We start from the raw sequence: 23,734 nt of genomic DNA, 5'->3' as shown, positions 1-23,734 counted from the left end.
AGTCTGTGGGCTCAGGATTCGGTGGGCTCAGAGCCAGGGGCGTCAGAGTCGGGGGCCGGCGGGGGTTGGTTGGTCTCGTCGTACTTCTGCTGGGCGTTCGTCCGCCACTGGGAGAACTTGCGGTTGACGGTGACCGCCACGTCGGCCGCGGCCTGCCCGACGCCGTCGACCACGCCGGAGAGCCCGTCGCGCAACCCCTTGACCAGTGGGTCCTGCGACTCGTCGAAGTTGTCGCGATAGGTGCGGGCGGCCTCGCCGGCGTCGTCGGAGAACTTGGCGGTGTCGTCGTCGGTGCGCAACGGGTATGTGCCGGAGAGGATTCGGCCGTACTCGCCGCGGTCGACCCAGCGGGTGAGTTCGGCTGCGCGCAGCACCGAGAAGGGATGGGTCGCCAACTCGAGATTCAACAGTTTGAGCACGCCGTCGCGCAGGTCCCCGGTGCGCTCGTACTCCCGGGCCTGCGCCACGAAGGCTTGGGTGTCCATCTGCTCGAGGTGTTTGCCGCCCGCGAGCTTGAGCTCGACCCGTAGCGCGACGTCGAGGTCCTGGCAGCACAACAGGCCGGCGCGATCTCCGGAGAGCTCGGATTTGCGCTGCCACTCCATCAGCGCGGCGACCACCGCGCGCAGGGCCCATCCACCGATCGGGATGAAACCGATGGACGCGGCGAGCCGGGTGAGGTGCATGAGCATCGTGCGGTACACCGCATGGCCGGAAAGTGCGTGTCCGAGTTCGTGTCCGATCACAAAGCGCATCTCGTCGTGATCCATCAACTCGTACATCGCCGAGGTCACCACGATGAACGGGGTGTCCATGCCGATGCAGTAGGCGTTCACGATCGGTGACTGTGTGACGAACAGTTCGGGTGTCGTCGGGGCATCGAGGGTGGCGACGCACTCACCGAGCAGCGTATCGAGGTCGGCGAACTGCTTGTCGCTTGCGCGCGCCGACGTGGCCAGGTACATCAGCCGATGCTGACGCTCTCGTAGCAGCCCCGACAGCGTCTTGAGGACCTGGTCGAATCCCTTGAGCTTGCGCAGAGCGGTCAGCGCGGTGCGGTCGGACGGATGTTCCCAGGTGCGCGAACTGATCCCGGGGAACTGCGCTCGCGACGCGACGACCTCGGTGGAACTCGACATGTGGCTTTCCTCCCACGACACGGATCTCCGACGATTCGGACAGGGTATAGGGTAGCGAATCGGTTGTTGATCATCGGCAATAGATTGTGGATGTTCATGCGGTCGGACGACTCCGGAGTCGGCTGCCCGAGTGGTCAACGCGATGGGCGCACATGCCGGCGTCGTCCTGCGAGACCCGCTCGGTGACGTCCCACGATGTCGCTTGTGCAGCGATTACCGTTGTGATGTTGTCGGTGAGCTACCGCGATGTTGTTCCTTACCGTGTGCTGTTGTCGCAGCCCGCAGACGAAAGGCACCTGGAGATGACGGTGGTCCTGCTCGATCCGCTCCGCCCGGACATGATTCCCGTGCGCGCGCGTGCCCACCTGTCCGGCACCGTCTTCGTCACCGAGGACGTCCCGACCACCGTGCTGTGGGATCTCGACCACTTCGAGCCGGTGTTCGCCGAGGACGGGATCGCCGGGACGCTGCTGTCGACCGATCGACGCCATCCGCTCGTGGCGGCACGAATCGCGCAGGGAGACCAGGTGATCGCCGCGACGATCCCGAGTGGCAGCGACCTGCTGCCCGCGGTCGCGTTGATGGACACGTTGCGCCGCAATGGTCCGTGGGAGAGCCGGCAGACCCATGCCTCATTGCGACGCTATCTCCTCGAGGAGGCCTACGAACTCCTCGACGCCATCGACGCCCGGGATCAGGCAAGCCTGCGGGAAGAGCTGGGAGACCTGTTGCTGCAGGTGCTCTTTCATGCCCGGATCGCCGCCGATGATCCCACCGATCCCTTCGACATCGACGCGGTGGCCCGCAGCTTCACCGAGAAGGTCAGCGGCCGCACGCCCGGTGTGCTGTCCGGTGCCCATGCCGACCTCGAGACGCAGATCCGCGAGTGGGAGGAACGTAAAGCCGCCGAGAAGAACCGCGGATCGGTACTCGACGGGATCGCCACCACGGCGCCGGCGCTGGCGCTCACCCAGAAGGTCCTCGAAAGGCTCACCGCCGCGGGATATCCGGTGCAGCGCATCGACCCGGCCGTGCTCTCGGTGACCGTGACGGCCGGGGACGACAGCGTCGAGGATCAGGCGCGTCGCCGCACCCTGGCGCTGATGGCGCAGGTCCGCGCTGCCGAGGAGCGAGCGGCTCGCGACGGTGTGACCCTCGACGGCCCGGACTCCTGGGCGGCCGTCCTCGATGCGACGGCAGGGCTCGACGGGACGGCCGTACCGGAATCGGTCGATGCGGATGTGGCCGAGGGGGAGTCGCGCCGCGAAGTCCCCGCCGAGGCTCGGACGGAGATCACCGACGAGATTCCGGTGGTGACCGAGTCTGCCACCGAGGAGGTAGGCGATTCGGTGGCGCCGGGTGAATCGGGCTCGTCGGGTGCGGGTGTCGCCGTCGAGGTCTCCGAGGAGGAGATCATCGACGTCGAGGTCGTCGACACGACCGAACCGCCCACGCACTGACCGGCGCCCGCCGGCCGGCCTCACCCGCGTTCGTCGCCGGTCATCGTGTTCATGATCGAGAACGTCACCTGGTCGGGACGATAGCGGTCGTCGGAGTACTCGAACGGTCGCCCCTGGGGGTCATAGCTGGTGCGCCGCTCCCGCAGGAGCGGTGCACCCGAATCGATCCGGAGTGCTTCGGCGTCGGTGGCATCGGCGGCGACGGCGTCGAGTTCGTGGCGCATCGAGGCGAACTGCACCCCCTCGTCCACGAGATGATCGGTGATCGACCCCTTGTCGGGGTCGAAGTCGAACAGACTCGCCCCGACATCGGTGGTGAAGCGGCTGCGCTCCAGCAGCGCCGGAATGCCGTCGAGGGTGCGCAGTCGGACCACCTCGACCAAGAAGTCGTCCACCCCGATCTGCAACGCCTCGGCGATCTCGGCAGTCACCCGGGTGCGGGACACACTGATCGTGTGGTTACCCGGTTCCCGACCGGTCGTCAGCGCCCATTGCGAGAACGGGGTGAACGACGACAATGTCTGCGTCGGGGAGTGCGGCCGTCGGACGCGGGCGGGTCGTCCGCGGGTCGTGTAGATGAAACCCTCGGTCCGTAACTTGTAGAGCGCCTGCCGAATCGGGCCGCGCGAGACCTGCCATTGATCCATCAGAACGGTCTCCGGCGGTAACTCGTCGCCGGGTTGATATGTGCCGTCGACGATCTGGTGGCGCAGCGCCTCGTAGATCTCCTGATATCTCGGCGACACCGACACCTCCGTTTGTGACCACACTCAGTCCGCTCGCATACTGTACTACTTCTGTACTTGTATACCTAGGTCGGAGCGGCGATGAGCGGTTCTGAAATTCCGCAGGCGATCAGTGGCGGATGAGCCCGCTCAGGTCGGCAACGCTGTCGACGACTTCGTGCGCGCCCGCGGCGCGCAGCGCCTCGGCGTCGTGGGCCCCGGAGAGCACTCCGACGACGAGTCCGGCGCCGGCGCGCAGTCCCGTGGTGACGTCGGACGCGGTGTCGCCGACCACCATCACGGCCTCGACAGCGCTGGTGCGGGTCGTGATCAGGGCGGCCAGCGGCATGTCGGGGTGGGGGCGGCCGCGGAGTTCCTCGCCGGGGCAGAGGACGACGTCGGCGATGTCGCTCCAGCCGAGCGCCTCGAGGATGGCTTCCTGGGTCTGCTGTGCGAAACCGGTGGTGAGGGCGATCTTCACGCCGATCTCCCGGCAGTGGGAGAACAGTTCCTCGGCGCCGGGCATCGGGGAGCACCGGCCTTCGCCGACGAGCTGGGCATAGGTCCGTTCGAACTCCTTGTTGGCCGACTGTGCCTGTTCCTCGTTGCCCTTGGCGAGGTGGCGGAACACGGTGATCTTCGACTGTCCCATGGTCTCGGAGACGTAGTCGAGCATCGCCGCGCGGTCCGCCTCGGTGCGCGAGAGCCCGGCGTGCTCGTCGGCGGCGCGGAAGCTCGCGATCACGAGTCCCTCGTCGGAGACGGTGGTGCCCGCCATGTCGAAGACGATGAGTTCGGTGGGGAGAGTGGACATGTGGGGTGTACTCCTGTGGTGGTCGGTGGTGGACATCAGAGGGCGAAACTGGTAGACGGGTCGAATGCGGCGGTGACGCTGGACTCGGCGAGACCCATGCCGGTGGTCATGCCGATGCCGGTGGTGACGGTGACGATGTGGGTGCCGGGAAGTGGCTCGCGCAGCAGGAATTCACGGCCGGGTGCCGTCGCATACACACCCTGCCAGCGCTCGATGACGTCGATGCTGTTGACCCCGAACAACTCTCGGGTGACCTCGAGGAGGCAGGCGAATCCGTCCTCGCCCTGGAACGGCGATTCGGTGACCTCGCGGAGGTGGGTGTCGCCGATCAACAGGGTGCCGTCGGGTTGTGGTGTGTACATCTGGTGAAGATCGAGTGCGGTGTATCCGGGGTGGGCGGTGTGCAGCCGTTGGGCGACCCGGTGCACCGACGGCATCGTCTCGAAGGCGCTGTAGCGCAACAGTGACCACCCGGTGAACAGGGGTGTGGTCAGCGGGAAACGGGTCGGCACAGCGGCTTTGATCATGTGCAGGCGGCACCGCTGCAGGCCGATGTCCTCGGCGACCTCGGGGAAGAGCCGATCGATGTCGTGATTCACCGTGATGAAGGTGGTGCCGGCACGCAGCTCACCCCGTGAGGTACGGACCACTCCGGTGTCGAAAGACGTTGCTGCGGTGCGCCAGAAGAAGGTGACGCCCTGCGTCTCGAGCCACGCGGCGATCCGTGGGGTGGCGGCGCGTGGGTCGACCTGGAGGTCGGCCGGTAGGTACATGCCGCCGACCACGCCGTGGGCGGCGGCCGGAACCCGCTCGAGGACGGTGTCGCGGTCGAGGAGTACCGCCGCCGCCGATCCGTGAGCCTGGGAGAACTCGCTCATCACGGCCAGTTCGTCGGCGTGCCGGGCCAGGACCGTGGTACCGGTCGGCGCCGCCCAGAATCCCGCCTTCTCGGCGAGATCGAGCCAATGACGGCGTCCGGCACGCGCATAGTCCAGGGCTTGTCCGGACTGGGCGGTCATGCAGGCGTGCCCGAAGTTGCGGACCGACGCGCCCGCGACCTGGTCGTTGTGCTCGACGACAGCGACGGAGAGTCCGCGGCGTTGTGCGTGATAGGCGTGGGCGAGGCCGACGATGCCGGCCCCGACGACGACGACGTCGTACGAGGTGCCAGGTGTGGTCATGGTCGTAGCTTCCCGTCGCGCCAGCGTGATGTCAATACTTTCTTATAAGAAAGGTATACAAGTGAGGTGACGGCTGGGCTACGCGGGGTAAGTGTGGCGTTACGAGATCGAGAATGTTCGCCGCCGGATAACGCGTGTAGATCATCTTCGAGGAGAACAAGATCAGCTCGGCGTCCGACGCCCACGTGCCCCTGAGTGGACTCCGGGCCGAAGAGTCGGGCAGGTTCGCTGGTCGCCATCCGCAGGATGGTCGTGATACGCGCCCTGTTCGCGGATCTCCGCGACCGTTCGTCAGCGGTCGAGGCATTGAGCGGGGTAGGCAGAGTGCCGCAGGTTGCCCGGAGTTCCGTGCGCCGGGGGCGGTCCGGTCGGTCCTTGTGGTGCGACTCAGCTTGCCAGAGGCGTGATGTCCGAGACATCGGTTGTCGCGCGGGCAATCTCGAGGTCGTAGCGAGTTTGCATGTTCAGCCAGAAGGTCTCGGACTGCCCGAAGAGACGTCCGAGTCGAATGGAGGTATCGGGGGTTATTGCGCGACGGCCGTGGATGATCTCGTTGATGCGGCGCGGAGGGACGTGGATCAGCTCGGCCAGCTTGCGCTGAGAGAGGCCGTAGTCGGGTAGGTAGTCGGCGGCGAGTGTCTCGCCGGGATGGATCGGTTCGAAGTCGGGCATGGGTTTCTCCAAGAGCTAGTGGTAGTCGACGATCTCCACGTCGACGGGTCCAACCGGTGTCCAGGTGAAGCACAATCGGTACTGGTCGTTGACGCGGATGCTGTGTTGTCCGGCGCGGTCGCCGGACAGTGGTTCGAGTCTGTTGCCGGGAGGGGATGCGAGGTCAGCGAGTCGCTGGGCGGCGTCGAGGGCTTGTAACTTACGGTGCGCCACCCGAGTGAGCTCGGGTCCGAGACGGGGTACGAACTTTCGTGCCCACACCCTCTCTGTGTCCTTGGTGGCGAACGACTGGATCACCCTTCGAGTGTAACGCGTACCGTTACGCGCCTCAATCGCGGTCGAGTGGTCGACCGGACGTCTCTTGTATGCATGTTTGCATGCAAGGTGTAGGGTCGTCGCATGCCCGCACAGTTGTCCAACGCCGCCGACGAGGCGTACGCCGCAACCCGCGAGCGCATCATCTCCGGCGCGCTCGCCGGTGGCACACTGCTCAGCGAGGTCGAGGTCGGCGCCGACCTCGGCCTGAGCAGAACGCCCGTCCACGAGGCGTTCCTGCGGCTGGCCGCCGAGCAGTTCCTCACTCTCATCCCGCGCCGCGGAGCGGTGGTCAGTCCGGTCACCGCGACCGAGGCCGCCGACGTGCTCGCCATGCGACAAGCCATCGAAAGCGCCTCTGCACGGCAGGTTTTCGCAGCGGGCGGTCCGTCGGCAGAGTTTCGTGAGTTGATCGAGCGCAACCTTGCCCGGCAGGCCGGTCTCGCCGCGGACGCCGACGTCGACGGCTTCGTCGAGGCCGACGACGAGTTCCATCTCCTGGCGGTACGCGCGTCGAACAACCCGATCGCCGCGCACTTTTACGAGCTCCTGCGCGGGCGGCAGCAGCGTCTGCGCAACGTGCTGCTGCGGATCGATCCGGCCACCCTCCCGGCCTCGCACGACGATCACCAATGGCTGGCGGCCTGCCTGTTCGCCGGGGAGCGCGAGGAGTACGAGCGCCTTCTCGAGGCGCACCTCGCGCGTTATCAGGGGGCGATATGAGTTCGTCGATGCCCATCGGCGCCGCCCTGTCGCCGCGTGACCCGCGCGGTCCGGATCGTCGCCCGTGGGTCCTGGTGTTCGGCGCGCTGTTCGTCTGCGCCTGGTCGGGCAACCAGTTCAGCCCGCTGCTGTTGATGTATCGCGACGTCGAGCACTATTCGTCGGCGACGGTGACCCTGTTCCTCGGGGTCTACGTCGCGGGATTGGCTCCCGCACTGATCATCGCCGGAGCGGTGTCGGATCACCTGGGTCGCCGGGTGCCGATGATCGCCGGCGTCGCCTTCGGTGTGGCGGGCAGCGTGCTGTTGGCGTTCGACGAGCTCGGCCAGTTCCCGATCATCGCCGGACGACTGTTGGCCGGCATGTCGGTCGGGACGGCGATGTCGGTGGGTACGAGCTGGCTCAAGGAGTTGTCGACGGCGCCGTTCGATCCGGCCGCCGACCGCGGCGCCGGCGCTCGTCGGGCGTCACTGGCGTTCACCCTGGGCTCGGCCTCGGGTGCGTTGATCGCCGGGTGTATCGCCCAGTGGGGGCCGATTCCGCAGATTCTCCCGTTCGTCCTGCACATCGCGGTGTCGGCGCCGTTCCTGGTGCTGATCGGCCGCGCACCGGAGACGGTACGACCCCAGGCGCCGGCACCGATCTCGGCCCGGCTGCGGGTCACCTCCGCGCGTCACCGGCGCTTCGTGCGTGTCGTGATGATCTGTGGCCCCTGGCTTTTCGTCGCCTGCGGGCTCTCCTACGGCTACCAGCCGGTGCTGCTGGCCGACGCCGCAGGTGGCCTCGGGCTGGCGTACGCCACGCTGCTCAGCGTCATCGCGCTCGGTGCCGGTGCTGCCATCCAACCGCTGGCGCGCCGCATCGACTCGCAGTCGAGTGCTCGCGGACTCATCGTCGCACTGGTGATCCTCGTCGTCGGGATGGCGGTCATGCTGGTCGCGGTGACCAACGACGATCTGCTCGTCGGGGTGGCCGCGAGTGTGGTGCTCGGATGCGGCTTCGGCATCGGGCTGGTGTCGGGGTTGTTGGAGGTCCAACGGATCGCGCCCGCACACGAACTCGCCAAACTCACCGGCGTCTTCTATGCGGTCGCCTACACCGGTTTCGCGGTCCCGACCCTGTTGGCCGCGCTGACGCCGCCGTTCACCACCGTCGAGTTGCTGCTCATCCTGGCCGCACTGCTCCTCGTGTCGCTGCTGGTGGTGATCGGCGGATCACGCAAGCATCTGCCTGCCACACTGGGGTGAGCCGCGGCGAGGAGGACATCGGGAAGTGGATCTCACCATCGTGCACCTGCGCTACTTCCTCGCGGTGGCCGAGGAACTGCACTTCACGCGCGCCGCGCAGCGCCTGCACATCTCGGCGCCCTCGCTGAGCCAGCAGATCCAGCAACTCGAACGCCGGACCGGCGTCACACTGTTTCGCCGCACCTCGCGGCAGGTCGAACTCACCGCCGACGGTGCCGCCCTCGTCCCGCTCGCTCGTGAGGCCATCGCCGCGATGGATGCCGTGAGCGCCTGGGCCGACGGTTCGGGCACCGCGTCGGTGCTGCGCATCGGGATCGCGGCGTCGAGCGAGATGAGTAACCGGCTGCTCGCGACGGCCGTCGAGCGTCACCCGGACGCGACCTGGCAGATCCACGGCCTACCACTCACCGATGCACTGACCGCGCTGCGCTCCGGAGAGGTCGACGTCTCGTTGATGATCGCCGATCAGCCGCCCGCCGAGCCGACGGGGATCGTGGTGCGACCGTTGTGGTCCGAGGATCGGGTGCTCGTCGTCAACGAGCGGCATCGTCTCGCCGGGCGGGATGCGGTGACGCTGGCCGAGACCGACGACGAGACCTTCATCGGGATGCGTGGTGGCGGCGACTCGCAGAGTTGGTTCGTCGATCCGCGCCCCAGTGGTCGACATCTCGAGATCCGGCCATTGGCAACACATTTCGACGATGTTCTGCAGCTGTGCAGCGCCGGGGTGGGAGTCAACATCTGCGGGTCGTCGGCCATGGTGACCCACGCGCGACCGGGTTTGCGATATATCCCGATCGTCGACCTGCCGCCGGTCACGACCTACCTGTGTCACCCGCGCGCCAAGCCGAACGCCCTCGTCGATGCTTTCGCCGCCATTGCCGAGCAGGTTGCCGCCGAGATTCGATCATGAGGCCCGGCCTCATGATCGTGAGGCGATTCCATGTGGACCAGATCACATTTCCGCAGTGACACTGGCACGGTGAGTTCCTCCCCGTCCGACGCCGTGCAGCGCGACGTCGTCTACCGCACCCGGCCGTCGGGTGACCTGCTCCTCGATCTTGTCGGCCCCTCGGCCCCCGGACCCCATCCGGCCATCGTCTTCGTGCACGGTGGCGGATGGTTCACCGGCGACCGCACGCTCTGCCCGGATCTGCACCGTCATTTCGCCGCAGCCGGATTCGTGATGGCAAGCATCGACTATCGACTCAGCGGTGACGCCCGATTCCCGGCGCAACTCCACGACGTCCGCGCGGCGATCGACCATCTGCGTTCCCGTGCAGACGAATACGGCATCGACCCCGAACGCATGGGGGTGTGGGGTGCCTCGGCCGGCGGTCACCTCGCGGCGCTCGTGGGGCTCAACGCGCATCGCGCGCGACTGCCCGGCGAGGACGCCGACGTCGACGCCCGGGTGTCCGCCGTCGCCGAATCCTACGGTCCGGCAACGCTCGTCGCCGGCGACGTGGCACCCGGACAGCCGCTGCCCGGCGGCTCCGCACCGGCTCTGACTCCCGAGGGGCCGCTCCTCGGGGGCGACCCCGCCGATCTCGGCGACGCCGCCCGCGCAGCGAGTCCGCTGTATCACGTTCACCGCGACGCCCCACCCTTCCAGATCTCGCACGGTACCGCCGATGTCCTCGTCGGCGACGATCACAGCCGCCTGTTGTTCCGCGCGCTCGCCGACGCCGGGGTGGAGGCCGACCTCTACCTCGTCGACGGCTACCGGCACGGCTTCCTGAACCCGCCCCGACGATCCGACGTCCCGGGTCCGCCGGCGATGGACGAGGGCAGGCTCGCCGCGGAGGGGGCCGCTCCCGCTCTGCTGCACTCCGCCCGCGACGGGCGGCAGACCCAGGGCCGCACCGACTTCGGCTTCGACGAGATCGCCGGCTTCTTCGTCCGTCATCTGCGCCCCGACGCGTCGGTCTCGTCGTCGGCCCCGTCTCGACCCGCCCACACCCCAGGAGAGAACTCATGACCACCACCATCGACCCGGATGCCATGCATGATCGTGCCCCGATCATCGATGCCCTCCCCGGTGAAGCCGTCCCGTATCGCCTCGCGAGCGGGGAGGGGCTGCGCTACGAGATCGACAACCAGCTCTGGACGGTCATCGCGCGAACCGCCGACACCGGCGGATTGTTCGACGCCGCATTCATTCTCGGCCCGCGAGGCGCCGGCGCCGCATTCCATGTCCTGCCGAACCATCAGCGCTCCTACCACGTCTTCGAGGGATCGGTGCAGTTCTGGCTCCCGGGGCGCAGCCGTGTTCTCGCGCCCGGCGACTCCATCCACGTACCGCCGGGAACGCCGGTCGCCTACCGCATGCTCGGGCACTGCTCGCGCATCCTGTTCTTCTCCGCACCGGGCGGTGCGTTGGACGCCCTCGCCGGCAGCGGTGCGGGGGTGAACTCCCACATCTACTCCGCCGATGCCCGAGCAGGCGTCAAAACGCCGCTGACAGAACTCTTCTCGTCGGTCGGTGCACGTGCCCACGACGAGGCGCCCGCGGCGGCATCCGACGAGTGGGACGACGCGTTGCCGTCGGGGCCGCAGGGATACTTCCTGCGGGCACTCACCGGGGATCGGCGCGCCTGGCCGGACTCCCTCAACTCCTATCAGGCGCGCGGTGCCAACACCGGAGGCCGGTACTTCTCGGTGCTCACCCTCGGTGGTCGGTCGCCGTACATCCCGCAGCACTTCCATCGCCACCACACGGAGAACTTCTTCGTCCTCTCCGGCCGGGTATGGCTGTATGTCAACGGCGTCGAGACCCTGCTCACCGCCGGGGATTACCTGCACGCACCGGCAGGCACCATCCACAGCTTCGCCTTCGACGCGCACACCACCCGGATGCTGGGCATCCTGACCTCCGACGTGTTCGAGAACTTCTTCGACGTCACCGGCGAGGCCACCGACGACCTCGTCCACACCGAGGGACTGATCAACCCGGAGCACATGATGGGCAAGCTCGGCGCGGCCATGGCCGACCTCGACCTCGACCTCGAGTTCGTCGGTCCGCCACCGACGCGGACACGTGGACTCGATCTCTGACCGTTTGCGACGGCAGAACAGTGCTGCGTGCATCATGGGACGATGCCCATTGACGATGTGCACGACAGCGCGGAGCCGGATCGGAGCGCGCCGGATCGGACGGCAGGAGAACCGGCCCGCGAGAACGTGATCCTGGTGCATTGGCACGATCTCGGCCGTCACCTGAGTTGCTACGGCGCCGACGGCGTCGAGAGCCCGCATCTGGACCGGCTGGCGGCCTCGGGTATCCGCTTCGCCGATGCACACGCCACCGCGCCGCTGTGCTCGCCGGCGCGCGGGTCGTTGTTCACCGGGCAGTATCCGCACCGCAACGGGCTCGTCGGGTTGGCCCATCACGGGTTCGCCTATCGCGAGGGGGTGCGCACGCTGCCGCAGATCCTGGGTGACGCGGGCTACCGGACGGTCCTGTTCGGCATGCAACACGAGAGCACCGATCCGACGAGCATCGGCTTCGACTCGGTCGACGTGTCCGACTCGCGCTGCGACTACGTCGTCGCCGAGTCGCAGTGGTGGTTGGGCCACCACGTCCGCACCGCACCGCACCGGCCGTTCCTGCTGACCGCGGGGTTCTTCGAGACCCATCGCCCTTATCCCGAGGACGAATATCCGCCCGCCGACACCTCCGGGATCGACGTTCCCGGATTCCTTCCCGACACCGCCGACGTGCGGGAAGACCTGGCAGGACTGCACGGCAGCATCACCAAGGCCGACGCCGCGGTCGGCCGGCTGCTCAAGACGGTCGACGATCTCGGGCTCACCGAGAACACGTGGATCGTCTTCCTCACCGACCACGGACTGGCCTTTCCCCGCGCGAAGTCGACGCTCTACGCCCAGGGCACCGGGATCGCGCTGATCATCCGGCCGCCGGCGGCGCGTGCGATGTCACCGCAGGTCTACGACGGCCTGTTCTCGGGGGTCGACCTCACCCCGACGATCCTCGATCTGCTCGGGCTCGGCGTACCCGCCGATGTCGACGGCGGCTCGCACGTCGCGCAATTGGTCCAGGCGGGTCGGTCGGTCCGCGAAGAGGTCTGCCGCGAAGAGGTCTACACCGAGAAGACCTACCACGACGCGTTCGACCCGATCCGCGCCTTGCGGACCAAACACCACAGCTACATCGAGAACTACGCGCACCGACCCGAACTGCTGCTGCCCCTCGACATCGCCGACAGTGCCTCGGCGCGCTCCATCGATCCGGCGGTGACCGAGCGCGACCGACCCCGTGTCGAGCTCTACGACCTCGATTCCGATCCGGATGAGCGCAACAATGTCGCCGAGGATCCCGCCTACGCGCAGATCCGCGCCGATCTCGCCGACCGTCTTGCCCGGTGGCGCACGAGCACCGGTGACGAGCTCCCACCCGAACCCGAGGGCACCGCCATCGCCGAGCGATTCATGGCGGCCTTCCACGCGAAAGCCCTCGACACCGCGCCGGAAGAAGAGGCCCTGCCCTCACGTCGCCCGCTCGGTGCGCGACGTGAGCTCGACGGCGACATCACCTCCGGCGAGGGCGATGCGGTGCGCGCGTCCACCGCCGATCGCACACCCCGCTGAGCGCTTCACCCCGATCGCGAAAAGTCAACAATTACCCGCGTATTGAGGCTAAAAGCCCAGGTTGCGCTCGGTTTCGGCGTGGTTAGACTGAGCCGATGCCCCACCCGCAGAGCTACCTGGTGTGTGCGAGCCAGCGTAGCGGTAGTACCTTGCTCGTCGAGTCACTCGCGGCCACCGGGGTGGCCGGAACGCCCGAGGAGTTCTTCCAGTACTTCGCCTCGTCCTCGGAATCGCCGCAGCCCCGTGAATGGTTTGCCGGAGTGCGGGATTCGGCGATACTCGACCTGCTCGACGAGATCGACGTCGGTGCCGTGGACACCCGCGACTTCACCCGGTGGCAGCTCGATGTCCTGGCCGCCGGTCGCAGCGCCAACGGGGTGTGGGGCGGCAAATTGATGTGGAATCAGACGCCGCTGCTCATCGCGCGGACCCGGGTGGGCTCCGGATCGTTGCGGACCGCCCTGCGTGAACTCCTCGGGGCGGATCCGCTGTTCGTTCACGTGTTCCGCGATGACGTTGTGCCACAAGCGGTGTCGATGTGGCGTGCGGTACAGACGCGGGTCTGGCGCGATGGCCACGGTCCGCATTTCGACCCGGCGCGTGATGAGCGTGCGCAGTACAACGCCGAGGGGATCGCGCATCTCGCGGCGATCCTCGCCGATCAGGAACGGCAGTGGCGCCGCTGGTTCGCCGACGAGGCCATCACGCCGATCGACATCGAATTCGGTGAATTGGTCAAGGATCCGCAGGGCACGACTGCCGGCGTGCTCGCCGCGCTGGGCCTCGATCCCGATCTGGCGCCACCCCCGCCGATCGCACCGCAGTCCAACGCGAGGTCCAAGGAATGGGCGCAGCGCTACCGCCGCGATGCGGAAAGGAACGGATATCCGCTATGACCTCTCCCGACGCCGCTGCCCCCGAGAACGGGGCCGCCGCATTCGATCATGTTGCTGCACTGCGTATCCTGGAGTCCGAGGCGGTACACATCATCCGCGAGGTGGTCGCCGAACTCGAGCGACCGGTGCTGCTGTTCTCCGGCGGCAAGGATTCGATCGTGCTCCTTCGGCTGGCCGAGAAGGCTTTTCGTCCGCACCCACTGCCGTTCCCGATCCTGCACGTCGACACCGGCCACAATTTCGACGAGGTCATCGAGTTCCGGGACCGACGCGTAGCCGCGAGTACCGACAACCCCGCGGGCATCACACTCATCGTGGCGTCGGTACCCGACGCGATCGCCGCCGGGCGCATCGCCGAATCGACCGACCCGTCGGGATCACGCAACCGGCTGCAGACCCGGGTCCTGTTGGACGCCTTGGAAGAAGGGGGATTCGACGCCGCGTTCGGCGGTGCCCGCCGCGATGAGGACCGTGCCCGCGCCAAGGAGCGGGTGTTCAGCTTCCGCGACGAGTTCGGACAATGGGATCCGCGGGCCCAACGTCCCGAGCCCTGGTCGCTGTACAACGGCCGCATCCGGCGTGGCGAGTCGGTGCGGGTGTTCCCGTTGTCGAACTGGACCGAGACCGACATCTGGCGCTACATCGAACTCGAGGGTCTCGACCTGCCGTCGATCTACTACGCGTCGCAACGCGAGGTCTTCGACCGGGACGGCATTCTGCTTGCGGTGTCGCCGTTTTCACAGCCGACCGCGGCCGACGACGTGCGTACCGAATGGGTCCGGTACCGCACGGTCGGTGACCTCACCATCACCGGTGCGGTGCGGTCGAGGGCCACCACCATTCCCGAGATCATCGCCGAGATCAGCGAGGCGACCGTCTCCGAGCGGGGGGAGACCCGCGCCGACGATCGCACGTCCTCGGCGGCGATGGAGGACCGCAAGCGAGAGGGATACTTCTGATGAGCACCGCGATCTCCACTGCGCGCCGCCAGATCCTGCGGCTGGCGACCGCGGGCAGCGTCGACGACGGCAAATCCACATTGATCGGACGGCTGCTGCATGACACCGGCAGCCTGCCCACCGACCATCTGGCCGGCGTCACCTCCTCCGACGGCGACGTCGACCTGGCCGCATTGTCCGACGGTCTGCGCGCCGAACGCGAGCAGGGCATCACCATCGACGTCGCCTACCGGTTCTTTGCCAGCGACACACGCAGTTACGTTCTCGCCGACACCCCCGGCCACGAGCGCTACACCCGCAATACCTTCACCGGGGCGTCCAATGCCCACGTGGCCGTGCTGCTCGTCGACGCCCGCCACGGTGTGCAACGCCAGACCCGCCGCCACGCCCGGATCGCGACCCTGGTCGGGGTGCCGCACGTGATCGCCGCGGTGAACAAGATCGACCTGGTCGACTACTCACAGCAGCGCTTCGGCGAGTTGCAGGACGAATTGACCGAACTCGCCGTGCAATTGGGGATCGGTGAGATCACGGCGATCCCGGTGGCCGCCACCCTCGGCGACAATGTGGTCCACCGGTCGGCCAACACGCCGTGGTACGCGGGACCCACCCTGCTGGAGTATCTCGAGGCGGTGGAGCTGACGGCACCGTCGCCGCAGCCGCGGGAACTCCGGTTGCCGGTGCAGTGGGTGTCGCGCCCCGGGCCCGACGGAAAACGGACCTACACCGGCCGCGTGGCCGCGGGCGCCCTGGCGCCCGGTGATCCGATCACCGTGCTGCCGTCCGGGTCGGTCAGCACGGTGACGGCGGTGGACACCCTCGACCCCCAGCGGCCCGTCGCGGTCGCCGGGCTGTCGGTGTCGGTGCAGCTCGCCGACGAGATCGACGTCGGCCGTGGCGATGTCATCATCAGCGGCGCGCCCGACGCACACCTGCCGGTCTCGGCCCGAGAACTCTCGGCCACATTGTGCTGGCTGTCGTCGGCGCCTCTGCACGCCGGGGACCGCGTTGCCCTCAAGCAGGGCGCGACCACGGTGCGCGCCACCGTGCAGTCGCTGGAACGACGCCTCGACCCCGAATCGCTACTCGAGGTCGTCGGACCAACGGAGTTGGGGCTCAACGACATCGGTACGGTGACGTTGCGGACCTCATCGATCGTCGTGGCCGACACCTACGCACAGAACCGTGACACCGGCGCGTTCATCCTCATCGGCGAGGCCTCCAACGACACGGTGGCGGCCGGCACGATCCTCGAGGCACGGGAGGTCATTCCGGGCAAGGCGACGCGCAATGACATCAAGTGGCATCCGAGTTCGCTGCAGCGATCCGAACGGTGGGCCAAGACCGGACAACGCGGGGCGACGGTGTGGCTGACCGGATTACCCGCGTCGGGCAAGTCGACGGTGGCGGTGGCGCTCGAACGTGAACTGGTCAACCGGACGCGGGTGGCCTATCTCGTCGACGGTGACAACATCCGGCACGGCATCTCCGACGACCTGGGATTCTCGCCCGGTGACCGTGCCGAGAACATCAGGCGCGTCGGGCATCTCGCGCGTCTGTTCGCCGACGCCGGGGTCATCGCGATCGCGTCGATGGTCTCGCCGCTGCACTCCGATCGGGAGATCGCCCGCGAACTGCATCGCGCCGCCGAGCTCGACTTCATCGAGGTACACGTATCGACGCCGGTCACCGAGTGCGAACGACGCGACCCCAAGGGTCTCTACGCGCGTGTGCGGCGCGGTGAACTCAAGGGCCTCACCGGGATCGACGCACCCTATGAGAAGCCGCAATCACCGGATCTGCGTTTCGATACCACCGGTGCCGACATCGACGAACTCGCCGGCCGTGTGCTCGCGCTGCTGGTCGAACGCGGCATCATAGATGAGTGATGGCCACCGAGATCGCGCTCAGCCCACCCGGTGCGGTGCCAGTGCGGTGAGCGGCAGGCAGGTGATGGCGAAGCAACCCGGGTTGCCCGACAGCGGCGCACGCAGCGGGGTGTTGCCGCACGACAGTACGGTGCAGTCACGCGGGGCGTCGGGGCCAATGCCGAGTGCGCCGAGGGTGATGTTGGGGTCGGCGAACTGCATCGGGTCGAGATTCAGGTTCATCGCGGGCAGGTAGGGACCGGGGTCGGGCAGGCGCGGAGAGCGGAAGGCTGCGACCAGCTTCCGGAAGAAGGTGTGATAAAGCTCGCTGATCGGGCTGGCGCTGAGATCAGTGGCCGGATCGGGGGACATGTCGCCGAGGAACCCGTTCCAGCTCACCATCAGTCCCAGACTGGGGACGATGAAATTGTTCTGCTGCAGGAATCCGACCATCGCGTAGGCGTCGGAGGGTAACCCGGCCAATGGGGCCTGATCGACCGTCTGACGGGACGGGAAGGATGGCCCGGTACACGGAGAACTGTTGACCCAGAACAGATACCCGTAACAGTGATTCGTCGGCGAGGGCGTCCGCAACCGCGTGATGTAGTCGGAATCGATGATCCGCCGGGATCGCCATACCCCGTCACCGGCCATCAACAGTCCGAGCCTGGCATAGTCGGCCGGTGGCATGAACAGAAACGCGTAACCGTAGGTGTTCCCGGACCGGTCACGTGCCCAGTAATAGTCGTGGGCATCGATCCCCAACGGACCGAACAGATTTCGCTGAGCGAATTGCTGAAGGTCTTCGCCGACGGCTCGTTGCACGACGTAGGCGAGAAGATCCGGACCGTGCTGGGTGTACTCGAAAAAGGTCCCCGGACGGTGGGTGACCGGCAGCGCAAGAGCCTGTTTCGCGATGTTCGGATCCACGTCGAGGCCTGCGGTGACCGCCTCACTGAGGATCGACTGCGACAGGCCGGAGGTCTGGGTGAGGAGATCGGCGACGGTGATTCGTGCATGCGCGGCATCGGCCTCGCCCGACGGGAGATACTGCGCGATCGACGCATTCAGATCGAGTCTGTGCTGCGTGTATGCGATTCCCGCGAGCATCGAGATCACACTCTTGGTGGAGCTGAACAGATTCCACGGCACCTTGCCGGTGACTTCGTTCAGCGGTCCACTGCCGATCAAGCAGTTGTTGCGGAAGACCTGGATGTGAGTGCGCATCCGGGACGCGGCGAATGCGATGGCGTCGTCGAGACCGGCCTTGTCCACCCCGAGACGCTCGGGTGCCATCACTGTCGGCTGTGCACCGGCCGGCTGTGTACACGAGGCCGGTGGCGGTGGGGCGGCCGCTGCCGGAGCGCGGGTGCCCGCCATCGCGGTCACCGAGGCCACCACCGTGAGCACGACGACCAGCACATTCACGAAGAACTTTCGCGAAACCCGCGTTTCGGACACCATCTCACCCCTGAACCCGACTGCACCGATATCGCAGTCTGGCACAGGCCGTGCGTCGACCGCGGCCGAATAGGCAAGCCGATGTGGCAGAGCAGAAGGCGCAGGCTCAGCCCTGGTAGCCGAACATCTTCTTGCCGTACCAGTCACCGATCTCGGTCAGGCCCGGTGGGATCGCGAACAGCGAACTGGAGATCGGGGAGATGTACTCGTTGAGGGCATCCTGGGCCAGGTTGTTCTGGATGCGGGCGAACTGATCGTGGGCGTTCTTCTGGTAGGCGATGAAGAACAGACCGGCCGACAGCGTGCCGGTGCGGGTGTCGATCCCGTCGGTGAAGTTGTACCCGCGGCGCAGGAGCTGGGCACCGCCGTTGCTGTCGGGGTGGGCCAGGCGCACGTGAGAGAAGCGGTCGATCTTGGTGCGACCGTCGGTTCCCTTGACCGTGAAGTTCAAATCGGTGAACTCGCCGCCGCCGGACAGTGGTGCGCCGGAATCCTTGGTGCGCCCGAAGATCCGTTCCTGATCGGAGATGTCGTCGGAATCCCAGGCCTCGATGTGCATGCGGATCTTGCGGGTGACGAGGTAACTGCCGCCCTTCATCCACGGCTGGTCGGTCTCGTCGCCGACCCACACCCATTTGTCGGCGACGGCCGGCTCCTCGGCTTTGATGTTGGCCGTTCCGTCCTTGAAGCCCAACAGATTTCGTGGCGTCACCTGGTCGGTGCTGGTCGCCGAAGCGCGGCCGAACCCTTCCTGCAGCCACCGCAGGGTGACCACGCTGCGCCCGATGCGGGCGAGGTTGCGCACGGCGTGGAAGGCCACCTGTGGGTCCTCGGAGCAGGCCTGCACGCAGATGTCACCGCCACTGATGGACGGGTCGATGGTGGTGTCGACGGCCAATTGGCCCAGAGGTTTCAGTGCCGCGGGCATCTTGGCGCCCAGGCCGAGCCGGTCGTCGAAGAAGCTCGGCCCGAATCCCACGGTGATGGTGAGACGGTTGGGGCCCAGGTCGAACGCCTCTCCGGTGTCGGCAGGAGGTGCCATCGGGCGCGACTCGACCGGGCCGACCGGTTTGCCCTGGGCGAGCAGGCTTGCCGCCGCAGCCCACCGCGCCATCATCGTCTCGACCTGTGCGACCGTCGTCGGTTTGAGATCGAAGGCGGCGAACACGAGTGAATTCTGTTGGCGCGTGGTGATGCCGGCCTGGTGCTCGCCGTAGAACTCCACGGTCTCGGTGGCCGGATCGCTGCTTTCGTCGGCGGTGGCGGCGTAGGTGATCCCCGCGCCCGCGGCACCACCGACAGCCAGTCCGGCACCGGCGATACCGGCGCCGGTGAGGAACCCTCGTCGGTTCACCCGGCCCCGTTTCTGCGGTGTGGGTTCTGGCGTGTCGGTGGTGCTCATGGGGTGTCGAATTCTCCTGTGATGCGGTGCGGGGGCGGTGCCGTCAGCTGGCGGCGGCGATCTTTCCGCCGGCCTGCGAGAGCGGGTCCTTGACCGCGATGATGGCTGCGGCCATATCCCGCTTCTGCTGTTCGGTCACGTCGTTGAACGGCTTGAATCCGCCGGGCCCGTTGGGATCCCGGAAGCTGTCGATCAGCGAGTCGACTCGGTCGAAGGCCTGCTGGATCGTCGTCGTCAGCTGCGGATCGATCTCGTTGAGGGCGGGCTTGACGATGGCGAACGCCTGCTGGCTGCCCTCGATGTTGGCCTGCATGTCGACGAAGTCGATGTGCGAGTAGGCCTCTTCCTCACCGGTCAGCTTGCTGGTGGACACCTCGTCGAGGAGGTCGCCGGCACCGTTGATGATGTCGGCGGGCTTGACAGTGAACGAGGGCTCGTTGACCAGGCGCTGCAGATCCTTGACGTTGGTCAGCAAGGTGGCCGCGACGGGCTTCATCCCGTCGAGATTGCCGGCTTCCCACAGCTGCTTCTCGATGACGTGGAAGCCCTGCCAGGTGTCGCCGGGGCCCAGGGCGTCCGGTCGGGCGTCGATGGCGACGTCGAGGTTCACCGCGTTGTCGGTCGAGCAGTCCGAAGCGCCGTTGGCACAGAAGGATCCGGCGATCGGCTCGATGCGCTCGTAGTACGGGCGGGCCTTGATGTAGGCGTCCTTGGCGGCGGCGACATCACCGGCGTTGACGGCGTCGACGAGGGTTTGGGTCGCCGTGGTCAGACTGTTCACCTGGGTGACCACATATTGCTTGTACTCGGCCGCGGCCGCGTTGAGCTGGTCGGCGACGCTACCGGTGGCCTTGGTGGCCGTGCCGGTGACGGTGAAGGTGGTCTTCTCGTTGGTCGCGCCCGGGCAGTAGATCTCGTAGGTGCCGCCATCGAGCTTGTGGGAGAACGACGTTGCCGCCATACCCGGCGCGATGTTCTCGCGCTCGGCGAGGATCTTGCCGTCCTGCAACAGCTCCACCTCGCTGACCGCCGCCGCGTTGGTGTTCTTGATCTCGAAGGTGATCGGCCCGGCGTCGACCTTGTCGGGGGTGACCTTGCAGCCGTCGTTGGTCATCTCGACGGTGACGGTCTTCGTCGCACTCGACGAATCGCCGTCGTCGCTGCTGCTGCAGGCGGCCACACCTACGATGGCCACGGCGGTCGCTGACACGGCAACCAGTCTGGAAGCCCTCATCGGGTTCTCTCCTTTTTCTCGGGCGGCGCCACCACGGCAGCCGGGTCCACATCCGGGGTCACGTCGGGTCCCGAGGGCTCCGATGTGGTCGGGTCACCGCGCCCGGACACCGGAGCTGACGGTGTCGATGGGGTCGATGGGGTCGGTCGACGGCGCGACGCCATCGCGAGAAGCGCAGCGAGCACGGCCAGTACCGCCGCGATGACGGTGAGGGTCAGCGGGACCGTCACGCCTTGCGAATGATGGCGATTGCGCTGATCATTCGCGGCCCCGAGCGCGGCGAGGTCGGCGGCGGTGGGCTGATGCCCGGTCTCGAACGTGGCGACCTTGCCGAGCACGACCGCCGACCCCTGTTCCGGGGTGGCCGTCGCGGTGATCGCGTAGCGCACATCGGCTGCGAGTGGGCGGTTGAAATACGGATCGACCGAGACGGTCACCGAGGCGCTGACGACGTAGACCACCGGCGCCGACTCACCGAACCGGCGGGTGTCCAGACCCACCGGCAGACGTCCGCCATTGCCGGCGACGATCTGGGCGACGCTCACCCGGGTCGGAGCGTCCGGAACCAAGGCGGTGATCGGTAGGTTCGGGGTGACGACCTGGTCGAAGGTCGGCGCGGACAGGCTGCCGAACGTGGTCGTCTCACCCCCGGACAGTCGTTCGAGGGGGGTCGTGACGGCGCCGCTGGTCAGCACTCCGGTCGCGGAGTCGGCGCCTGCCTTCGATACCGACACCGAGACGTCCGCGGGTACCTGCACCGTCGTGCCGGACAGGATGCCGCTGGTGGTCGGAGACCCGGTGGCCGGCGTCGCCAGCGTCGACGACGGCAGCGTGGGGGTGGCCGGCGCGGTGAGGAACACGACGAGCGCGGCGATGGCGAGCGCTGCGGCGCAGGCTCCGGTGGCGATCGCGGCGAGTCGCCGCGGGAATGCCCGCCCGGCCGGCCACAGGACGATCGTGCCGACCACCACCACATAGATCAGCCAGCCGAGAACCTCGATGAGCACCGGTTTGGGTTGTAACCCGAGCACACCGGTCAGCAACGACGACTGCACCGAACCTGGCCGCACCAACCAACTCAGGTCGACGACCTGCTGCTGTCCGACGTCGAGCCATCCGGCCTCGTGGGCGGTGTGCAGGGCCGTCATCACCAGTCCGGCGGCGACGAGTACCAGCAACAAGCCGGTGATCTTGAAGAAGCGGGCGAGGTTGATGTGGACCCCGCCGCGGTAGATGCCGTATCCCAGTGCCACCGCGATGGCGATGCCGAGGATCGCCCCGGCCGCCGAGGGCACAGCGTTGCCGCTGGCGTTGAACGCTGCGACGAGGAAGACGGCGGTCTCGAGCCCTTCGCGCAGCACCGCCAGGAACGCCATCAGCACGAAGGCGAACGCCGACCCGTTGGCCATCGCCTCGGATGCGGCGGATTCCAAGTCCCCCTTGAGGTCTCGGGAATGCTCGCGCATCCAGACGATCATGTAGGTGACCATCGCGACCGCGATGGCACCGATGACCGTTTCCAGGGCTTCCTGCTGCTGTTGGGGCAGATCGCGGGAGAGGACCTCCAGGCCGATCGCCACGGCGACGCAGATGAGGATCGCGACGATCACGCCGATCCACATCCAGCGCAGCGCGTCACGGCGTTGCTGGCGACGCAGGAATGCGGCGATGATCCCGACGATCAGGGCCGCTTCGAGGCCTTCGCGGAGGCCGATGATCAGGGTTGCGAGCATTGTTGTCCCCGCTTCATGCGATGCGGCACACTGCCGGAAATGCCCGTTTTTGCGGCTTCTGGGCCGACGGTGGCTTCACGGTCGTCGACCGTGAACTGCGAGGGCGCCGTGCCCGCCACCAGCTCCATATGCGGCTTTCTTTCTCCAGTGCACACCGGGTTCCGCGCCGTGCGACGCAGTGTTGGTGAGGCTAACCGACGATAGTATGCCCTTTCCTCGGGAACCGGACACGCTCGGGTGGAGTTGAGGACAATGTCGGGTTCTGACACATCGACGAATGGAGTCCGGCCTCGGTGATGTGCAACCCTGTGTCGTTCGTGCGGTCATCGGGGAGGGCGCCGACACCGGGTGCGGGCCGACAAGCCGGCCGACACCGAGTGAAGGGCGCGCGGTCCACGGCGCAGAAGGGGTGGTCAGGGTGCAAGCGGGTAGGGGCGCGCGTCGGTATCGCGCGCTGATCGTCGTCGCGATCGCTGCGGTCGTCGGATCGATGACCCTGACGAGTTGTCTTGACATCGGTTCATTGAACCGACCCGACATTCCCGACGGCATCCCGCCCGCGCCCGGCGCGCAGCAGCCTTACATCGACATCGACCAACCGGGCCGGACCGCCGACGCCATGGCCGGCTGGGCTCGTCCCATCGCCGAGGGCACCGGCATTCCGCTGATCTCGCTCGAGGCGTACGGCAACGCCGCCGAGATCCAACGTCAACAGCATCCCGAGTGCGGGCTCGCGTGGACGACCCTCGCCGGCATCGCCGGTGTGGAAAGCAAACACGGCACCTATCGGGGAGCGCATATCGCCGCCAATGGTGATGTGTCGCCCCCGATTCGGGGAGTGCCGCTCGACGGCACCCGCGGCAACATGGAGATCCCCGACACCGACCACGGCCGGCTCGACGGTGACGCCACCCACGACCGTGCGATGGGGCCCTTCCAGTTCATCCCGCAGACCTGGGAGCGTTATGGCGTCGACGCCAACGGTGACGGCAAGGCCGACCCGGACAACATCGACGATGCGGCGCTCTCGGCGGCCCGCTACTTGTGCGTCTCCTCCGGCGGGGACCTGACCACCGCGGCCGGCTGGGAGAAGGCGGTCAAGGTCTACAACAACTCGATGGCCTACGTCATCGACGTCCGCAATCACGCCAACGCCTACTCGGTCAACGTCCGCTACTGACGCCGGGGTCAGTTCCGCCCGGGTGACTCTCGCGGAAGATTCCATTCCCATGCCCTAGGCTTTGTCGCGTACCCGTCGGCGCTCAAGAAGACGCCGACCCGTCCATCGAAAGGG

The 23,734-nt window shown here is 67.2% G+C and carries 22 protein-coding genes; 11 read left to right on the top strand and 11 right to left on the bottom strand.

The window, feature by feature from the left end; all coding sequences use genetic code 11:
- Positions 1-11: 11 nt before the first annotated feature.
- Positions 12-1,139 carry a M48 family metallopeptidase gene (locus QNM97_RS16700; protein WP_283819463.1) on the bottom strand — a complete coding sequence of 376 codons (1,128 nt, stop codon included), beginning with the start codon at positions 1,137-1,139 and terminating at the stop codon, positions 12-14.
- 302 nt (positions 1,140-1,441) lie between these two features.
- On the opposite strand from QNM97_RS16700, the gene QNM97_RS16695 reads away from it, so the two are divergent.
- Complete coding sequence (locus QNM97_RS16695; protein ID WP_502875062.1) at positions 1,442-2,599, top strand: nucleoside triphosphate pyrophosphohydrolase; 1,158 nt, start codon at positions 1,442-1,444, stop codon at positions 2,597-2,599.
- Positions 2,600-2,619: 20 nt separating this feature from the next.
- Here the strand turns inward: QNM97_RS16695 and QNM97_RS16690 are convergent, their stop codons facing one another.
- The 6 genes from QNM97_RS16690 to QNM97_RS16670 form a co-directional block, all read right to left on the bottom strand.
- The gene (locus tag QNM97_RS16690) at positions 2,620-3,351 is read right to left on the bottom strand and encodes a GntR family transcriptional regulator (RefSeq protein ID WP_502875061.1); all 732 of its coding nucleotides are present in this window, start codon (positions 3,349-3,351) and stop codon (positions 2,620-2,622) included.
- A 103-nt stretch (positions 3,352-3,454) separates the two neighbouring features.
- Entirely contained in the window at positions 3,455-4,138 is a 684-nt protein-coding gene (locus QNM97_RS16685) for a phosphonatase-like hydrolase (RefSeq protein WP_283819461.1), read from the bottom strand.
- Between the two features lie 35 nt (positions 4,139-4,173).
- Positions 4,174-5,319 carry a TIGR03364 family FAD-dependent oxidoreductase gene (locus QNM97_RS16680; RefSeq protein WP_283819460.1) on the bottom strand — a complete coding sequence of 382 codons (1,146 nt, stop codon included), beginning with the start codon at positions 5,317-5,319 and terminating at the stop codon, positions 4,174-4,176.
- Positions 5,316-5,558 carry a hypothetical protein gene (locus QNM97_RS26660; protein WP_502874916.1) on the bottom strand — a complete coding sequence of 81 codons (243 nt, stop codon included), beginning with the start codon at positions 5,556-5,558 and terminating at the stop codon, positions 5,316-5,318. The genes QNM97_RS16680 and QNM97_RS26660 overlap by 4 nt, the downstream gene beginning before the upstream one ends.
- Before the next feature lie 148 nt (positions 5,559-5,706).
- On the bottom strand, positions 5,707-5,991 hold the full coding sequence (locus QNM97_RS16675) for a HigA family addiction module antitoxin (RefSeq protein ID WP_208795105.1): 285 nt from the start codon (positions 5,989-5,991) through the stop codon (positions 5,707-5,709).
- 15 nt (positions 5,992-6,006) lie between these two features.
- Entirely contained in the window at positions 6,007-6,288 is a 282-nt protein-coding gene (locus tag QNM97_RS16670; protein WP_208795107.1) for a type II toxin-antitoxin system RelE/ParE family toxin, read from the bottom strand.
- 102 nt (positions 6,289-6,390) lie between these two features.
- Here QNM97_RS16670 and QNM97_RS16665 point away from each other — a divergent pair, with 102 nt between their 5' ends.
- The 9 genes from QNM97_RS16665 (at position 6,391) to cysC (ending at position 16,631) form a co-directional block, all read left to right on the top strand.
- Positions 6,391-7,029 (top strand): GntR family transcriptional regulator, encoded by a 639-nt coding sequence (locus QNM97_RS16665; protein WP_283819459.1) that lies wholly within the window; start codon positions 6,391-6,393, stop codon positions 7,027-7,029.
- A complete protein-coding gene (locus QNM97_RS16660; RefSeq protein WP_283819458.1) occupies positions 7,026-8,276 on the top strand; it encodes an MFS transporter in 1,251 nt (416 codons plus the stop codon). The genes QNM97_RS16665 and QNM97_RS16660 overlap by 4 nt, the downstream gene beginning before the upstream one ends.
- A 25-nt stretch (positions 8,277-8,301) precedes the next feature.
- On the top strand, positions 8,302-9,189 hold the full coding sequence (locus QNM97_RS16655; RefSeq protein ID WP_283819457.1) for a LysR family transcriptional regulator: 888 nt from the start codon (positions 8,302-8,304) through the stop codon (positions 9,187-9,189).
- Between the two features lie 69 nt (positions 9,190-9,258).
- Entirely contained in the window at positions 9,259-10,257 is a 999-nt protein-coding gene (locus tag QNM97_RS16650) for an alpha/beta hydrolase (RefSeq protein ID WP_283819456.1), read from the top strand.
- Entirely contained in the window at positions 10,254-11,333 is a 1,080-nt protein-coding gene (locus QNM97_RS16645; RefSeq protein ID WP_283819455.1) for a quercetin 2,3-dioxygenase, read from the top strand. The genes QNM97_RS16650 and QNM97_RS16645 overlap by 4 nt, the downstream gene beginning before the upstream one ends.
- A gap of 42 nt (positions 11,334-11,375) precedes the next feature.
- Entirely contained in the window at positions 11,376-12,887 is a 1,512-nt protein-coding gene (locus tag QNM97_RS16640; protein WP_283819454.1) for a sulfatase family protein, read from the top strand.
- A gap of 95 nt (positions 12,888-12,982) precedes the next feature.
- A complete protein-coding gene (gene stf0, locus QNM97_RS16635) occupies positions 12,983-13,783 on the top strand; it encodes a trehalose 2-sulfotransferase (RefSeq protein ID WP_283819453.1) in 801 nt (266 codons plus the stop codon).
- A complete protein-coding gene (cysD, locus tag QNM97_RS16630; protein ID WP_283819452.1) occupies positions 13,780-14,742 on the top strand; it encodes a sulfate adenylyltransferase subunit CysD in 963 nt (320 codons plus the stop codon). Before stf0 ends, cysD begins: the two co-directional genes overlap by 4 nt.
- Positions 14,742-16,631, top strand: a complete 1,890-nt coding sequence (cysC, locus tag QNM97_RS16625; protein ID WP_283819451.1) for an adenylyl-sulfate kinase — start codon at positions 14,742-14,744, stop codon at positions 16,629-16,631. The genes cysD and cysC overlap by 1 nt, the downstream gene beginning before the upstream one ends.
- Before the next feature lie 18 nt (positions 16,632-16,649).
- Here the strand turns inward: cysC and QNM97_RS16620 are convergent, their stop codons facing one another.
- From QNM97_RS16620 to efeU, 4 genes are all read right to left on the bottom strand, one after another.
- Positions 16,650-18,074: a serine hydrolase domain-containing protein gene (locus QNM97_RS16620; protein WP_283819450.1), complete on the bottom strand. Its 1,425-nt coding sequence runs from the start codon at positions 18,072-18,074 to the stop codon at positions 16,650-16,652.
- A 103-nt stretch (positions 18,075-18,177) separates the two neighbouring features.
- Positions 18,178-19,473, bottom strand: coding sequence for an iron uptake transporter deferrochelatase/peroxidase subunit (gene efeB, locus QNM97_RS16615; RefSeq protein ID WP_283819449.1), 1,296 nt, complete (start codon positions 19,471-19,473; stop codon positions 18,178-18,180).
- Positions 19,474-19,516: 43 nt separating this feature from the next.
- Positions 19,517-20,683, bottom strand: coding sequence for an iron uptake system protein EfeO (gene efeO, locus QNM97_RS16610; RefSeq protein WP_283819448.1), 1,167 nt, complete (start codon positions 20,681-20,683; stop codon positions 19,517-19,519).
- Between the two features lie 20 nt (positions 20,684-20,703).
- Positions 20,704-22,440 (bottom strand): iron uptake transporter permease EfeU, encoded by a 1,737-nt coding sequence (gene efeU, locus QNM97_RS16605; protein ID WP_283819447.1) that lies wholly within the window; start codon positions 22,438-22,440, stop codon positions 20,704-20,706.
- A 418-nt stretch (positions 22,441-22,858) separates the two neighbouring features.
- Between efeU and QNM97_RS16600 the strand changes: the two genes are divergently transcribed.
- Positions 22,859-23,620, top strand: coding sequence for a lytic transglycosylase domain-containing protein (locus QNM97_RS16600; protein WP_349632333.1), 762 nt, complete (start codon positions 22,859-22,861; stop codon positions 23,618-23,620).
- Positions 23,621-23,734 lie beyond the last annotated feature (114 nt).

Origin of the sequence: Gordonia sp. L191 (genome assembly GCF_030077625.1) — a bacterium.
In the GTDB taxonomy this organism is placed as follows: Bacteria; Actinomycetota; Actinomycetes; order Mycobacteriales; family Mycobacteriaceae; genus Gordonia; species Gordonia polyisoprenivorans_A.
This window is presented reverse-complemented; position numbering and strand designations above follow the sequence as displayed.

Bases quoted from the DNA above. Each gene is read 5' to 3' on its own strand.
- QNM97_RS16700 (WP_283819463.1), bottom strand. From the start codon at position 1,139: ATGTCGAGTTCCACCGAGGTCGTCGCGTCGCGAGCGCAGTTCCCCGGG.
- QNM97_RS16695 (WP_502875062.1), top strand. From the start codon at position 1,442: ATGACGGTGGTCCTGCTCGATCCGCTCCGCCCGGACATGATTCCCGTG.
- QNM97_RS16685 (WP_283819461.1), bottom strand. From the start codon at position 4,138: ATGTCCACTCTCCCCACCGAACTCATCGTCTTCGACATGGCGGGCACC.
- QNM97_RS16680 (WP_283819460.1), bottom strand. From the start codon at position 5,319: ATGACCACACCTGGCACCTCGTACGACGTCGTCGTCGTCGGGGCCGGC.
- QNM97_RS26660 (WP_502874916.1), bottom strand. From the start codon at position 5,558: ATGGCGACCAGCGAACCTGCCCGACTCTTCGGCCCGGAGTCCACTCAG.
- QNM97_RS16675 (WP_208795105.1), bottom strand. From the start codon at position 5,991: ATGCCCGACTTCGAACCGATCCATCCCGGCGAGACACTCGCCGCCGAC.
- QNM97_RS16665 (WP_283819459.1), top strand. From the start codon at position 6,391: ATGCCCGCACAGTTGTCCAACGCCGCCGACGAGGCGTACGCCGCAACC.
- QNM97_RS16660 (WP_283819458.1), top strand. From the start codon at position 7,026: ATGAGTTCGTCGATGCCCATCGGCGCCGCCCTGTCGCCGCGTGACCCG.
- QNM97_RS16645 (WP_283819455.1), top strand. From the start codon at position 10,254: ATGACCACCACCATCGACCCGGATGCCATGCATGATCGTGCCCCGATC.
- QNM97_RS16640 (WP_283819454.1), top strand. From the start codon at position 11,376: ATGCCCATTGACGATGTGCACGACAGCGCGGAGCCGGATCGGAGCGCG.
- stf0 (WP_283819453.1), top strand. From the start codon at position 12,983: ATGCCCCACCCGCAGAGCTACCTGGTGTGTGCGAGCCAGCGTAGCGGT.
- cysD (WP_283819452.1), top strand. From the start codon at position 13,780: ATGACCTCTCCCGACGCCGCTGCCCCCGAGAACGGGGCCGCCGCATTC.
- cysC (WP_283819451.1), top strand. From the start codon at position 14,742: ATGAGCACCGCGATCTCCACTGCGCGCCGCCAGATCCTGCGGCTGGCG.
- QNM97_RS16620 (WP_283819450.1), bottom strand. From the start codon at position 18,074: ATGGTGTCCGAAACGCGGGTTTCGCGAAAGTTCTTCGTGAATGTGCTG.
- efeB (WP_283819449.1), bottom strand. From the start codon at position 19,473: ATGAGCACCACCGACACGCCAGAACCCACACCGCAGAAACGGGGCCGG.
- efeU (WP_283819447.1), bottom strand. From the start codon at position 22,440: ATGCTCGCAACCCTGATCATCGGCCTCCGCGAAGGCCTCGAAGCGGCC.